This window comes from Cerasicoccus frondis, from assembly GCA_031296915.1.
GTDB classification, from domain to species: Bacteria; Verrucomicrobiota; Verrucomicrobiia; order Opitutales; family Cerasicoccaceae; genus Cerasicoccus; species Cerasicoccus frondis.
In genome coordinates this window covers 18,165-33,612 of the sequence record JAVDPC010000013.1, presented here as the reverse complement: position 1 = coordinate 33,612, position 15,448 = coordinate 18,165, and the positions used below count along the sequence as shown (strand labels likewise).

The window sequence follows — 15,448 nt, the reverse complement described above, 5'->3', positions numbered from 1 at the left end:
AATGCGACAAGTCTGCTTCGGCTACTTAGCGATGGGATACTGAGATGGTTAAGGCGCGAGCTTCACGACGATGCCGCTGATCTTCGGGACATCGACGCTGCCGTTGGTGAGGTCGATATTGAGCACGCCGTCGGATACGGTGACGGAGTAAGTCTCATCGACGGCCTTGTGCTTGCCCCCGGCGGTGGCGTGGATGTCGTAGTCGTTTTCGACGGTGGTTCCCTCAATGGCGATGTTGAACTGGCGCGCGCCTGCGGCGGCGTTATCCGCGAACTTGAGCGTGACTTCGTAATCGTCGTTGGGCAGATCGATTGCGTAGCTGTGCGCATTGAAGCGGAAGCTGCGGTAGATCGGATCGTCGTCGGTGGCGGTGATTTCCAGATCGTCGTCGAACTCGAAACGCGAGCCGCCGGTGTAGTATTGCGGCGCGTCCTCCTCGTAGTAAACCGTGCCATCGACGCCAACGGTGAAGCCGTCACGCCCGCCGCAGTTGATCGCCACGACGACGTCGGTATCGGCGACGACTTGGAAGTCATCCACTTCCATGCGGGCATCTGCGCCCGTGCTGCCACTGGTCAGGTATATGCCGAGGATCAGCGTGTCGGCCAAGCTGTTAAACGTGATGGTGTTCAGCTCCGTGTAAGTGGTGTCGTCGGCTGATTGCGCGAGCAGGATGTCATTGCCATCGCGCTCGACGAGGACCCACGCATCCGGGAAGGTGTAGCTCGTTGAGGTGGTCGTGATCGACAGCGGGTTGTCGGCGATTGTGCGCGAAGCGTAGATGTAGTTGCCGCCGCTGGCGCTACCACCGACGAAGGCCATGCGCGAACCGTTGGTCGTATCCTCGCGCATCATCAGACCGCCGCGTGCATCGCTGCCGCCAGTAAGTGTCTTGAGCTGCATCCACATTTGGAAATCCCCCGTGACAAAGACCTGCTCCATGAAGCCGGAATCGGAAACGCCAGCCATGACCGTGCCCACGCCGTTGATCTCCCAATCGCCGTCGGACATGACGCGACTTGAGCCGTAGCCCCACGGTCCAACGAAGTCGTGGATCAAGCCAAAGCCCATGAAGTTATGCGCGCTGGCGGTATCGGTCACGGTGATCGTGAGCGTGCCAACAGCGGTCGAAGCGCCATCGCTCACCACGTAGGTCAAGGTGTCCACGCCGTAAAAACCAACGGCCGGTTCGTAGATGACGTTCGAGCCACTCACGTAGGCATAGCCGTTTGCCGGCTGGGTGACGCTCACCAGACTGAGCCCGCTGGGACCAGAGTCTGGATCGCTATCATTGCTTAATACGGCGACGGTCGCGGTTTCGTCTTCGGTGATGGTGTCGTTGTCATCCACGGCGACGGGGGGGCGGTTGCTGACGCCGCCAATGCGCACGAAGTCGAACGTCGCTGTGGCAAGGTTACTGGCGTCCTGCGCGCAGACCGCGAGTCCGACTTGCACTGTGGTGCTCATGCTGATGGTTAGCGGATCATCAATCAGCTCCCAGTCGTGTTCGTCTCCTGTGGCGCTGTGGTAGGCGGTGAACACATCGCCAACGCGGGATAGCCGCACCCAATAGGGGTTGTCAGGCGTGGTGACGTGCGGGTAATCCCAGTCGTTTGCGCTACCGCTGCCGTCGCGACGCGAGATGTTCACCTTGGTTCCGTTGACCATGGCAAAAGCGTGGTAGTCGTTCGTCGTCGTGCCGTTGCGGATCATGATGCCGGCCTTCGGTGTGGACGAAGGGGCGGAGATGTTGCTCACGCGCGCGGTGATTTCCACATCGCCGGTCATCGGCAAATGCACGAAGTGGAAACGGTCACTGCTAGCCCAAACCTGGCTGCCGGAGCCCTCGACCACGTGCTCGCCGTGGAAGGTGTTGGGCGTCCAAGAGCCGGTCAGGCCGGAGCCGATTTGCGTCTCGGTGAAGTCGAACACCTGGTTCACACGGAACGCGTCAAACTGCGCCACGGTGGTTGTGCCGCTGGAGTCGCTGGTGGCGAAGAGGCCGATCTCAAGCGTGGCCGCCAGGCTGCTCAGCGTGACGTCATCGATCTCGACATACGTCTCGTCGTCATCCGAAGCGTAGAGGGTTACGACATCGCCTACGCGCTTGAGCGACAGCCAGGCATTGGGCACGGTGTAGGTCTCCGTCGCACTGCTGCCAGACGCGCTGCCGCTGGTTGTCGTTCGCCAACCGTAATCATAATTATCCGACTGATCGGGGCCGCCGATCATCACGTAGCGTGAGCCTGCGGTGGTGGACTCGCGGAGCATCAGGCCGGCCAGCAGTGCGCTGCCGTCGCTGTAGATTTCGCGCAGATTTACGACGGCGTGAAAGTCGCCGGAAACCTCTTGTGACTCATAGTAGAGCGAGTCCGCCGTTGAGCCGACGCCGTCGCCGCTGCCGTAGATTTCCAGTTCGCCGTTGGCCAAGGTGCGGCTGCCGCCGGAGCTGTTGCTGCCGATCGCGCCGCCGCTGAAGTTGGCCGCCACGAGGTCGTGCGCTGACGAAGTGTCATTAACCTGCACACGAATCATGCCTGTGTCGCTCGTATCGCCATCGGTGTTGGTGTAGGTCACCGTATCGATGCCGAAGAAGCCGGGGTTGGGCGTGTAAACAATTTTGCCACTGACGATGCTGGCCGTGCCATTCGGCGTCGGGCTCGTCACGGAGCTCAAGCTGAGCGGCGAGGGTGAGCCGTCGGGGTCGTCGTCGTTGAGCAAGGCATCGATGGTAATGGCCGTGGACTCATTGGTGACGACAAAATCGTCTACCGCGGAGGGGGGGAGGTTGCCGCCGCTGCCACCGCCGCCAACGTTAAGCCCGCTGATGTCGGTGAAGTCTGCATGCGCCAGGATGCTGTTATTTTGCGCGCAGACCGCGAAGCCAACCAGCACTTCCGAAGACATGTCGAAGGTGAGGTCGCTGCCGATTTGGCTCCAACTCGAGCCATCCGTCGAATGGTAGGTGCGGAAGGTGTCCGAGCTCGTCGAGGTGTCGCGTGTGACGCGAATGTAGTAGGGCGAACCGCCAAGCGTTGCTGACGAATTTGCAGTGCTGCCACCCGTTGTCGTGCGCCGCGTCATGTAGGCTTTCGGCGAGCCGCTGATGAAGGCGAAAACATTCTTTGCGTCGTTGCTCACGCTGTCGCGAATCATCAGACCGGCCTTGATGCTGAAGCCCGGATCGTTGCCGGAAATGCGGGCGCTGAAATCGATGTCGCCCGACATCGGTGCGTAGGTGTAGTGAAACACATCGGCGCCATACCACACGTTGGTGCCGGAACCATGGACGGTCACTTGTCCCGGAGTCGATGTATCGGAGTAGCCCGCAAAGCCGACCGGTGTGCCCGTGGTGTCGATGTCGATATCGCTAAGCGAGGCGGGCAGGGTGATGGTGTAGTCCTTGAAGACGGCGCGCGTGAAGACACCGATCGAGCCACTCTCGGAGAACAGACCCAGCTCTAGCGAGGGCGACCAGTCCGTGACGTCGATGGTGTCGACCGTCGTGTAGCTGGAGCCGTTGGTGGAGACTTCCAGCGTCAGCGAGTCGCCACTGCGCTCGATGGCCAGCCACGCGTTCGGGAAGGTGAAGGTATTTGCCGCTTCGGTGATGGTAGCACTGGCGCCTGCTGCTTCGCGTGATGCGTAGAGAAAGTGATCGCTGTTGGCGCCGCCGACGTAGGCAAACTTGCCGTAGGGAGAAACCCCTTCGCGCACCATGAGGCCCGCGCGGGGTTGCACGCCGTTGCCGCTGATGTCTTTCATCTGCACTTCCACGCGGAAGTCGCCGGAGATCCAGCCGCGCTCGAAGTAGGTGCTGTCGAGCACGCCACCCATGCCCGTGGCCGAGCCGTTAACTTCCCAGTCGAAGTTTTCGAGCAGGCGCGCGCCGCCGGTGGCATCAGGGCCGATCCATTCCTTGGTCAGCCCTTGCTCCAGCAGCGTCTGCACGATGGAGGTATCGTTGACGGTCACGTAAACGGTGCCGGTGTCGACGTCTTCACCATCGGACACCGTGTAGGTAAAGGAGTCCTCGCCGTAGAAGCCGGGGAGGGGCTCGTAGCGCGCCTCGCCGCTGACCACGGAGACGATGCCATGCGAGGCGTTGTCCACGTCGATCAAGGTGAGTGCGCTGGGGCCGGTGTCGGGGTCGTAGTCGTTGGCGACCACATCCACCGTGAGCACCGTGCCTTCGTCGACAAGGTGGAAATCCGTCACCGCCACCGGCGCACGATTGGCGTCGCTGAAGGTGTAGCTGAAATTATCCACATAGCCCGTAGCGAGGCGTCCGTTGTCCATGCCGCACATGGCGATGCCGAGATAGACTCGCGACGGCATGACGACGGTATCCGCGCCGCTGGACGGAATGTTCACCCACGTGCCCGGTGCCCCTGAAACATCCGGCGCCCGCGACATGGTGATGGAATTACCGCTGCGCTGGAGACGAATCCAGCACGGGTAGCTGCTGTTGGAAACCTGGTTAGGAACCATTTCCTGCGCCTGTTCTTTGCGGCGATGGAAGCCCGCGACATTGTTTGACGTAAAGGCGTAGGCTAAGGGCGAATCGTCATTGAGCGTTTCGCGTAGCATGATGCCGAGCTTTGGCACTGTGCCGCCATTGTAATCGAGCGAATTGACCCGCAGGATAACTTCGCCGTCGCCTTCTATCTCCGTGTAGGCGAAGTGGAAACCGTCGTTGCGGCCCCAGATATTATCACCCGACGCCGTGACGACAAAGGAGCCGTCGGTCGGGTTGTAAGTCGAATTGCCGGGGATGACGACCGAGCCGATATCAAGATCGAGAAACGGCGACGGGGCGGTGACGGCATAGTCATCGAACACGGCGCGGATCGATTGCGTGTCGCTGCCACTGGCGACGAACAGGCCAAGCTCGATGTCTTCCGGCATGCCGACAATGGTCTTCGTCGATAGCACGAAATAGTCGTCGCCATCTTCCGAGAAGGCAAACTTCACCACGTCGCCCTTGCGTTCGATTTGCAGCCAGCAGTCGGGCAAGGTCACCGCGTTATCCGTGGTGTATTCCGCGGCCGAGATGCCCGCACTTTGCCGGAGAGAGTAAAGCAAGTTGCCATTGCCATTGAGCCCAACTAGCGCCATGCGGTCGTTGGCGAATGGGCCTTCGCGCAGCATGATACCGGCGACGGAGTTAGCCGTCAGTGGGCCAGTCAGCGCCTTGAGTTGGACCGTGGCCTGGAAGTCGCCGGTGACGGTGTCACTCTCGTAATAGAGGCTGTCCGTGGCTCCCGCCGCGCCGACGCCAGCGCCAACGATTTCCCAATCGCTGGTGGCCAAAATACGGCTCGCGCCGCCGTTGCTGCCGCCGAGTGTGCCGCCCGCCAGACCGGCGGAGGTGAGGTCCGACGCGGTGGAGGTGTCGTTCACGGTGACACTAACCGAGCCCACCGCGACGGCCGCGCCATCGCTCACGGTGTAGCTGAAATTGTCCGAGCCGTAGTAGCCCGCATTGGGCGTGTAGCGCGCCTGATTACTGATGATTTCCACCGAGCCATTGGCCGGCTGCGTGACGGAACTTAACGTGAGCGAAGACGGGCCGGAGTCCGGGTCGCTGTCGTTGCTGAGCACATTAATGTCCGTGCTTTGGTTTTCATCGACCGAGGGGCTGTCGCTCACCGCAACGGGAGGCAGGTTGAGCGAAACGCCGCTGCCGAGGCTGGTGATCGTGAAATCGCTAAAGACCGCCACGCCGTCTTCGGGGGTCGTGCCGCTCGTTGCGTAGAGGCCAATTCGGACGCTGGAGGACAGGCTGCTCAAGGTGAACTCGCCGACCTTGCTGTAAACGCTGTCGTCACTCGACACGGCGATGCTGATGTCGTCGCCATCGCGCTCGATCATCAGCCAAGTGTCGGGCAACGCAAATGCCTGGCCTGAGCTGTCGGTGCTGGCACCGCTGCTTGCCGAGGTGCGCGCGAACCATTCGTGCTCCGCGTCACCTTCGGCAATGCCGAGGCTAACCATGCGCGCGCCCGCTGAGGAACCATCGCGCAGCATGATGCCCGCCGTGGGCGAGCCGGCGTCACTGTGCAATCCGCGCACGCGCACCTTGGCCTGGAAGTCGCCGCTTTGCGTGTCGTATTCCCAGCGAACATTATCGCTGCTGCCGCCGAGCCCTACGCCATCGCCACTGAGCGCCCAGTAGTCGTCATCGCCAAAGATGCGACTGGCGCCGCTGCTGGTTCCGAGGTTCGTGCCACTTAATCCGGCAGACGCCAAGTTGCTGGCGGAAGTGGTGTCGGACACCGTGAGGTTGACCGTTGCGGTGCTTTGCCCCTGGCCGTCACTGATCGTGTAGGTGAAGCTGTCCGCGCCGCTGTAGCCCGCATGTGGCGTGTAATGAATCTCGCCGCTGATTACTTCAACGAAGCCATGCGTAGGCTGCGTGAGGCTGATGATGCTCAAGGCTTCCGGGCCGCCGTCGGGGTCGGTGTCGTTGGCTAGCACGTCGATGATGACGGTTTCAAATTCATCCACGGTAACGCCGGTATCATTAGTTGCGCTAGGCAGCTCGCTCAGGCGAAGCGCGCGCAGCTCGAAGGCGTAAAGATCGAGCGTGATCTCGTTGTCATTGGCGACGAGTAATTCACCAGTGGCCGCATCGATCACTGAGCCCGTGGCGGGCAGGTCGATGGTGACGGCGGTCACATCGTCGAAGCTGGTGTTAACGACCGACAGATAGGTTCCGTAGCCCGTCGTGTCGATCGAGCGGACGACGACGTTGCTGTTGGATGCCGCGCCGGTCTCGACTTCACTTGGCAGCGCAGGCAAGGCCAGGAACGCGCGGTTGAACGCGCGCACATAACCCGGCGAGCCAGAGGTGTAACTGGTCGCGGTGAGGTAGCCGATGTAGCGCGGGTCGCCGCTCGCCATTGCGAGGGCTTCAGCCATCATGATGTAGGGGCCGGTGCGTTCCATGTCGGCAACGAAGTAGCCGAGCAGCTCTTCCTCGTCGGGCGCGGTCATTAGCTTTTCGTTGAGGTTGTGATGGCGGACCATGGCGAGGCCGTTACCGGTGCGAAACAGCTCCAGCCCGGCGTCGTTCTCCGCCATGTGGCCACGACTGTAAGAATAGGTCAGGGAAATGTAGTCATTGGCGGTGTAGTTTGCCGGATCGTTTTCCGGGTCGGAGTGATGCCACTCCGCCGTGCCGAAGTGCGCGCGCGGCTCGACGAGGCCAGCGGCGTGAAGCTCGTTGGCAACGGCGTAGTCGTAGTCGATCACGTTGGACACGGAGGCAAGCGCTTCCCACGTTGCGACGTCGTCGGTGACAATTTCAGACTGGTAGGTGGGGATGCCGCGACCGAACTCCGATGCGTCGCTAGTATATAGTAGCACGGCGTCGGACACGCCGAGATCGCTGCGCAGGTAGGTGCTGATGTCGTTGAGAAAATCTGCGCGCTTGTCGAACCACCACTCCTTGTAATCGTCGTAGAGGGGCTCGTCTTCGTGGATGATGGTCCAGGTCCCGTCGATCTTTTCCCATTCCTGGATGTCTGTGCGGGCGATGGCCGGGCTGATGGCATTTTCCGTAGAATACAGCGCCATGTCGTAGTCGGAAAAGCTGATCGGCGTTTGGCGACGGCTGCGGAACCAGGCACCCAAAATGCGGTTACTACCGGTGTAGGGTGCGATGGTGGCGTCGAGCAGTAGTTCGACATCGGCGAGGACTTCGGGGTGCAGAATGTCGACGGAGTTGTCTTCGACCCACTGCGTCGGCGTGTAATAATCAAAGCCGGTCAACGGCTTGGGGTGGTAGGTTGGATTGGTGGAAATGCCGGTGTGGCCGTTGCCGCCCGCGTATTCATAGTAGGGCAGGATATCGAGATCGTAGTTTTGCAACATCGACAGGATGTTGGCCCAGCGGTCAGGAAAGGCATGCGCGGCATACCAGTCGTTGCCGCCGCCGACGGTGGTGTCGAAGCCCTGATTTCGGCCGAACTCCAGCAGGTCCTTGGCAAAGACATTCATGCCGTAGTAGCGCATGCGCATGGCCTTGTATTCGAACCAGTCAGTCGGGTCGGCAACGCCGCGCTCATCGGTGTCGGTGCTGCGGACGACGTTGTCGCCGATCTCTTCGCGGTTGAACAAATAACGACGCGGCAGCTCGGTGGGCGGGAAGTTGATATCCTGCGCGTAGGTGTTGAACGTCGGCGCTTCATACAAGCGAATCGACGACACTGCGGCGCCGTTGGAAAGCGGATCACGGCTGTTACCAAACTGCGCGATGATGACCCAGAAGCCGTCTTCGGGCAGTTGGTCGCGCGGATACTCACCGGGGTTGAGCGGCGTCTTGAAATCCGGGAAGCGGTCGTGCAGGTGGAACAGCATTTGGTAGGTTTGGAACTCGCCGGTGTGCGGCACTTCGAGTGACTCGGCACGCGAGCTAGGCGTGTAAAGCTGGGTAACGCCGTCGCCCGTTGACTTGCCCGTATAGATGCCACGCACGAGCTCGCCGCCGTGATTGAGCACGACCATGCTGCGGTCAATGTCGTCGGGGAAATCAATCTCCAGCACGTAGGCGCGCCCGGCCACGAGACCGCGGGCTTCACCGATACGGTAGGCGAAATACTTGGGGAGGTCGGAATCGTTCGGGATCAGGCGGACGTCGCGGTTAAGCACGACATCGACCTCGCTCGTGTCGATCGGATACTCAAAGAAGTCATGCGGGTCTTGTGGATCGCCGCAGTTGATCTCGTCGACCAGTTTCAGGTTACTGAAGATTTCCATCTGCGCCGCAGGGTGTGGATGGGCAGGCAGCTCAAGGGGCAGGTCCTTAACCACGGACCAGGCGATGGCCTGAAAAATGGCTGCTTCGCCATCGGTCACGCCTGCCAATGCGGGAAGGCCGCGCGGGTCGTCATCGTAAATCAGCGCGTAGTAAACGCACGCGGCGAGGTAGCAGCCGTTGGCATTGGCGTGGTATTCGTCGGTCGCGTAGAGGTCGGTGTAGGGGAGCAATTCGAGGACTTTTTCAAAGGAATCGCCAACGGGTGCGACCGTAGCGGAAAGGGTGTCGGCCAGGTCGCCAATGTTTTCGCGAAGCTCGGCCATCATCTCCGCCGGGCCGCCGGGAAACTGCGCATTGACGCCTTTATAAAGCGCGTGCGAACGTTCGCGCGCCCAAGTCTGGAAGAAGACCGTTTCCGTGCTGGCGTTGTTGGTCTTGATGAGGTTGTTCAGCGCCGTGCCGTTGGTCTCGAAGTCTTCCACGGAGCCGACATGGGTGGGGCCGGTGCTCAGCTCTTGGAGGACAACGTAGTCCCAGTCGTCGGAGTTGATCGCAGTCACTGCGCCCGAACTGTCCGCCAAGTGATAGCCGAAGTCTTTGCCCACGGAGATGACGGCGGTTACTTCCGGCGCGTCTTGCCCACCGGCGATGGCGAGGTCCTCAAAGAGCCCCGGAATACCACCGGCTTGGACCACACTATCGATGCCTGAACCGGCGGTGAAACTATTGCCGACAAAGAGAACTTTTTCACCGGCGGCGTTCAGTTGAGAGCTTAGCAGGGCATAGCCCAACAGTACGAAACAGGCTGCCGAGTTGGCCCAGGCTTTCGAAAGGATGCGCATTGAGGCGCATACAAGATACGGCAAAGCCCGTAGGCTTCGCGGGGCGAGATGTCGAGTCATAGGGATAGATGTTGACCGATGCTCGCTTCATGTCAGAGGAGGCATCAGCGTTGGGTAACGAAAACGCAAGTGGGGTATGCGTCAGGGGTGTTTAGATGTCAGATATAACATTCACGTACGAAGAATCAAGTAGTTTTCGGTTCGTTTCTTTCTTTCTACATTAAAGTTTTTCAAGATAAACTGGTTAGCTCTGGCATGAAAAAGGTGGTGGATGTGAGTTGTTAATTTCATTTTGATGCCGGGAGTTAGAGAAAGATCCCTTTATTTATAAGGTTATTGGCCTCAATGACGCATGTTTTCTCTTTGGTGAGTATTTTCTTTATGGAGTTGGCCTACCTACATATTTACTCCAAATTTTGGTTTAGAATTAGGTTGACTTGAGCAGGTCTAAACTAGATTGTAAATGCGTGATCGTTAAACATCGATCGTGATCTTAACCCACTTATTGCAGCGAACTGCCTGCAAATCCCCAAATATCGTTACTCCAAAATATGAAAGGCTCGAATATGAATCTCCGCTCATTATCAAACTTAGCGCCCGCAAAGTTTTATCCGTTTCGCTCTCATAGTCTTGTCGCTGCGGTTGCTGGAGGATGCGCATTTTTCTCCACTCAGGCTAATGCGACTTTGATTGCATACGATGGCTTTGATTCCTCTGAATACACTGTCGGTGTTGACCTCGATGGTCAGGGGTTTGGGACCGGCTGGGGGTCCGTGTGGGATAATTCCGACACAGTGAATGATCCAGATGGAATACGCCCAAGTTCGACGACCTTTACCTACACTGATGGTAAAGGTGAGTCATTGGCTAATTTGCCGGGTAGCGCAGCTCAGGTTAGCGCCGAGCGCGTCGACATGTATTACCGCGAGATCGCATTGCCCGGTGGTGGAGCTGCCGGCAGTGAGTATTGGATTAGTCTCCTTGTAGATGCATCTTCACTAACCCAAGGATGGCAAGTGACGCTTTCGCAAAGCACGACGCAGCAAAATCAGGGGGCTGGCTTTGGAAACGTAAATGCTGGTTCCGATAATGGCGTTAGTGCGATGTTCCGTGGCATCCAAACCGGATACGGTAGTGAGGCGCTCATGGAAACGACGGGCTATAATTTTTTGGTCGCCAGAATTGAGGTGCCGCTGGCTGATTCGGTGAATGTATCGCTTTGGCTCAATCCGGACCTGGACGATGATTTGACTAGTATTACGCCCGATTCTGTATCCAGCGGCGCTTTCTTCATCAGCGAAGCTCAATACTTGGTCGTATACAGCCACCAATCAAATGGTCTCGGCATTGACGAACTGCGTGTAGGGACAACGATGCAAGATGTCATGGTGGCGATTCCCGAGCCATCGACTTACGCCATGTTCGCAGGGATCAGTGTTTTGGGGCTTATGTTTATACGACGTCGCGTGAGCAATCGCTCATAAGGTGCTCGATATCTTTTCATGCTTAAAAGCCGCCTTGTAAGAGGCGGCTTTTTTATTGGGTTCACGACGGATCGTGCTGAGCCAAGTTCTCCACGTAAGCTGATTATTTTTGCGCGATTCAAGATGGTCTTGGACGTCGTGCGGATCGGTTGTAAGCGCCTGATGTGGCTATCCGCTACCAGCATAGCCAATTTGCTGGCGCGCCCCGAGGCATTCAATGTTGATCCTTTTCTTTGAGACAACCGATAAGGCCTACCGCTTACCCGATCAACCAGCGATCGAGCACGAGGGCTCCAAGTAGGAGCGGTAAATAAGCGATCGAGGCGAGGAACATTTTCCTTGAGGCCATTGTGCGCTCAGGGCCGCTGGCGCGCCAGAACCTGAATGCGGTCCAGCAATATGCTAAACCGCAGACCAGAGCTGCTGCGCCGTATAGCAACCAACTTGTATAGCCAAAAAACATGGGTGACAGGCTAATGACGAGTAGGATGACGCTGTGTGCGAGCGAATGCCGCGCGGCGATTTGGCCGCTGGGGTCCTTCACGGTGCTCATCACGAATCCGCCTTGGGCATAGTCGTCCCGATAAAGCCACGCAATGGCCATGAAGTGTGGAATCTGCCAACAAAAGAGGATGCCAAATAATATCCAGCCCAGCGGGTCGATTTGACCGCTGGCGGCTGCCCAGCCAATAAGCGGGGGAAGTGCGCCGGGCACGGCGCCGATCAGGGTGTTCAGTGAAGTCACACGCTTGAGCGGCGTATAAACCAAAAGGTAAGAAATCAACGTCGCTACGGTCAGTGCGCCGGCCAAGGGATTGGTTCCCAGCCAGACAAGGGTGCTGCCGACAATGCCTAGAAGTAACCCGAAGGTCAGGGCGGCTTGTGGAGACACGGCTCCGCTGGGTAAGGGGCGATCCTGTGTGCGCGCCATGCGGCGATCTACCTCGCGCTCCAACCATTGGTTGAGCGCTCCAGCGGCTCCCGCAGCGAGTGACGTGCCGACCAACAGTGAAATGAATACGCCGGCGTCACGTTGAGAGTCTGCCGCCATGTAGCCAACCAGGGCTGTGATGACGGATAGGAGGCTTAGACGTGGCTTAGTCAGTTCCCAGTATTCGCGTAGGGCCAAGCGTTCAGTCCAAGGGGTAGCGCTTACGCGTTCAATGCCGGGCGTACTGGGGGAAGATCTCATTGGGTAAGTTGCGCGGACGAGGAATCCGCAGAGTCATTAGTTTGTTCCAAGCTGAAACCTCTATTCGTTAATTCACTGGCAGACAGGGGCAAGCGGAAAGTTTCTATTGTAGCAATCCAAACATTTGCTAATAGCAAGGCCCCCACTAACATGTGGCTAGACGCCATCACGGGGTTCTTGTGGGTCCACACCGTGGCGGCGCCCAAAAACACCTGGATGGCCAATAAGCCAGTAATCAGGAGAATCCAGGGCATGAGCGCCTTGCGTGTGTTGGCGCTGCCCCAGAGCATGCCCAGGAAGCCAAGGAGGGCAATGCTGGCGACGACTGCGCCCAGGCGATGCAGCCAGTGGAGGGTTATTGGCGTAGTCCAGATTGCAGGCAGCAGGCCTCCATCGGGCGTCAGGGGGAAAGTCGGGATCGCCAAGCCAGCGCCCGCATGACGCATCAAGGCGCCGAGCAGGATTTGCACGATGATCGTTGCCGATGCCGCGAGCCCCCAGTAGCGGACTGATCTCGCCACCGGGCGGGTGAGCCCACATTGTTTTTCGCGCCACCAGCGGGAGAGACGCAGGGTGAGCGTAGCGAGCCAGCAGAGGGTAAATTCTGCTCCGAGCGCATGCATGATCCGAAATAAATAGCCTACGGCGTTCGTTTCAGCCCCGGTATTTTGCTGGTCGAACATAACCCGCATGCCGCCCAGCAAGCCCTGGGCAATGACCAATGCGAGTAATCCGTAAGCCAGGCGACGCGTTGTTCGGTTGCCCTCACGTAGGAAAGCCCAGACTGCCAGCGCAATCGATAGAAACCCCAGCTTGGCGCCCAGCAAACGGTGGCTGTGTTCGGCGCGCATGTTGATGTCTTCCCACCAGCCATCTGGCATGACCGAGGAGTTGGAGAGCGGCCAATCCAGAAAAACCATGCCGGCCTGGATGCTGGTCGTGTAGGCCCCGGCATAGAGCAGGAGCAGGGACCAGCACAGTGCAAAGAGCGCAAACCAGAATAATGCAGGCTGATATCGGTCTTGTCGTTTGGTGGGCGAGGGGAACATTCTCGGTTGCTTCTACACGTAAATGCTTAAACTGGTCATTAAGGATGTTTCGAACGCATAGGACAATCTTCTTTCACGCGGCGCTCTGGATGCTCTGCATCTCCGGGCTTCGTGCTGAGACAGTGGCTACCGTAACCGCCGTTGACGCTGAGGCTCAAACGCTGACTCTGGATGACGGACGTGTCGTGAAAGTTGGACCGGGGGATGTCCGCATTGGCTACGTGAATCAGAAAATCAAGGGTGAACTGGAACCGCTGACTGAGCCGCCAACGCTTTACGCGATCTGGCCGATGGACGATGTGAACCAAACCATCGAAAAATCTGTAAACGAAAAACTCCATAACGACACGATGCTGCAGGGGCGCAAAGCGTTTCGTTCGCTGGGCGATTACTTGCCCGACTTCGCCCTCTACAACCAGAATGGCGAGTTTGTGCGCAAGAATACGTTTCGGGGCAAGAACGTGGTCTACAATTTCATCTTTACGCGCTGTCAAATGCCGGCGATGTGTCCGGCCACCACGGCGCGGACGCTCAAGCTGCAAAAACTATTGGACGCGTCGGACCTGAAGGATGCTCATTTGGTGACGGTCACCTTCGACCCTGAGTATGACACGCCTGGCATTCTCAACGAATACGGTGTGCAGCGTGGGGCACACTTTGACAACTACTCCCTGCTTACCGGGGACCCGCAGGCCATTGAGGACTTGATGAAGCAGTTTGGCATATTGACCATTGAGGAAGATGGCACGATTAACCACACCATGGCGACGATCCTAGTCGATGGCAATGGCATGGTTGTTTACCGCAAAGATGGCTCGATGTGGGAGCCACAGGACTTTTTTGATCGTCTGGCTAAACGCGAGCAAGGGGACAACCAGTGAACCGCATGCTTCAGGTTGCCTTGATTACGGCTGCGGCTGTCGGGCTTTTTGCCGGGCTGAGGTCGTTGCCCGACACCGAATGCGGCTTTCTGCACTATGATCCCCCCGTGGTGGATGGTGACGGCATTCAATATTGTGGGGATGATCAGCCAGTTTTTATCGAAGTGGCTTCATTGCAGTATCCGGTTAAACTCAAACTGTCGCCGGAGCGACCGAATTTGCGGGTTGGTGAGCCAGTTAAGGTGCTGCTGGAGGTGAGTGCGAAAGAGGGAGAGCCTCTGGCGCCGATGGAGCTGGCCGTTACGCACACCGAGTTAATGCACGTTCTGGTGGTCGATCCTGGTCGTGAGGACTACCATCACGTTCACCCTCAGCCGATAGGAGAGTCGGGAAAATGGGAGTTTGAATTCACGCCGCAACGGCCCGGACCTTATCGGGTATTTGCGGAATTCGTTCCATTGCGCACTCAACAAGTGGTGATTGCGAATGGGGTAATTGAGGTTCTCGGAGAATCAACGGACAACGCGCCTGTCGATCTCCCTGAGGACTGGACGGCCGAGCTGGTGGTCGACCCTGCGACGCCGTCGGTGAACCAGGAGGCGCGGTTGCTCTTGAAGTTGGCCAGAGCCGATGGCGCCAAAGCGACGCTGGAGCCGGTGATGGGCGCCTACGCTCATTTGGTTGCCTTTGATGAAGGGGTGTCCGGTTTTGCACACTTGCACCCGAAATACACCGGTCGTGAAAAAGACGATGCGCCACAACTGGAGTTTGTGCTCAACACGCATATCTCAGGCGACTATCGCGTCTGGGCCCAAATCAAAGTGGATGGGGTGGAGCGTTTTATGCCATTCAACGTAAGGGTTAATTAATCATCATAAAGTCGCGATTTGGTTTGTGCCTGCGTGGGGATGTGCATTCAATATGACTGCCATGATCGATTTTATTAAAAAGAGTATGTTGGCCGGGGTTGGAGCCGCGGTAGTCACTAAGGAAAGCGCCGAAAAGGCAATGAGCGGTCTCGTTGAGAAGGGGAAGATCTCCACCAGCGATGCCAAGGAGGTAGCGGATAAAATCGTTGAAGACGGCAAGGCTGAATACGAGAAGGTCCGCTCTGAGATGGAGAATTGGTTCGAAGAAATGCTGCACAAGGGCAAGTTCGCGACCCAGTCCGACATCGCCAAGCTTGAGGCGCGTATTGCTGCGCTGGAAGCTGTGGAAAAAACTGGCGCATAGACC

Annotated in this window: 8 protein-coding genes; 5 read left to right on the top strand and 3 right to left on the bottom strand. The window is 58.2% G+C overall.

Annotated features, from left to right (window positions below):
* Positions 1 to 48: 48 nt before the first annotated feature.
* Positions 49 to 9,606, bottom strand: coding sequence for an Ig-like domain-containing protein (locus RBB63_RS11595; protein WP_309384346.1), 9,558 nt, complete (start codon positions 9,604 to 9,606; stop codon positions 49 to 51).
* Positions 9,607 to 10,292: 686 nt separating this feature from the next.
* On the opposite strand from RBB63_RS11595, the gene RBB63_RS11590 reads away from it, so the two are divergent.
* Both RBB63_RS11590 and RBB63_RS11585 read left to right on the top strand, forming a co-directional pair.
* On the top strand, positions 10,293 to 11,090 hold the full coding sequence (locus tag RBB63_RS11590; protein WP_309384344.1) for a PEP-CTERM sorting domain-containing protein: 798 nt from the start codon (positions 10,293 to 10,295) through the stop codon (positions 11,088 to 11,090).
* Between the two features lie 18 nt (positions 11,091 to 11,108).
* Positions 11,109 to 11,327, top strand: coding sequence for a hypothetical protein (locus tag RBB63_RS11585; RefSeq protein WP_309384342.1), 219 nt, complete (start codon positions 11,109 to 11,111; stop codon positions 11,325 to 11,327).
* 22 nt (positions 11,328 to 11,349) lie between these two features.
* On the opposite strand, the gene cyoE is transcribed toward RBB63_RS11585, so the two are convergent.
* Complete coding sequence (gene cyoE, locus RBB63_RS11580) at positions 11,350 to 12,282, bottom strand: heme o synthase (RefSeq protein WP_309384340.1); 933 nt, start codon at positions 12,280 to 12,282, stop codon at positions 11,350 to 11,352.
* Complete coding sequence (locus RBB63_RS11575) at positions 12,279 to 13,331, bottom strand: COX15/CtaA family protein (RefSeq protein ID WP_309384338.1); 1,053 nt, start codon at positions 13,329 to 13,331, stop codon at positions 12,279 to 12,281. Before RBB63_RS11575 ends, cyoE begins: the two co-directional genes overlap by 4 nt.
* A gap of 44 nt (positions 13,332 to 13,375) precedes the next feature.
* On the opposite strand from RBB63_RS11575, the gene RBB63_RS11570 reads away from it, so the two are divergent.
* The 3 genes from RBB63_RS11570 to RBB63_RS11560 all read left to right on the top strand — a co-directional run bounded on the left by RBB63_RS11570 (position 13,376) and on the right by RBB63_RS11560 (position 15,445).
* Complete coding sequence (locus RBB63_RS11570; RefSeq protein WP_309384336.1) at positions 13,376 to 14,212, top strand: SCO family protein; 837 nt, start codon at positions 13,376 to 13,378, stop codon at positions 14,210 to 14,212.
* A 5-nt stretch (positions 14,213 to 14,217) separates the two neighbouring features.
* The gene (locus RBB63_RS11565) at positions 14,218 to 15,081 is read left to right on the top strand and encodes a hypothetical protein (protein ID WP_309384335.1); all 864 of its coding nucleotides are present in this window, start codon (positions 14,218 to 14,220) and stop codon (positions 15,079 to 15,081) included.
* A gap of 61 nt (positions 15,082 to 15,142) precedes the next feature.
* Positions 15,143 to 15,445 (top strand): phasin family protein, encoded by a 303-nt coding sequence (locus tag RBB63_RS11560; RefSeq protein ID WP_309384333.1) that lies wholly within the window; start codon positions 15,143 to 15,145, stop codon positions 15,443 to 15,445.
* Positions 15,446 to 15,448 lie beyond the last annotated feature (3 nt).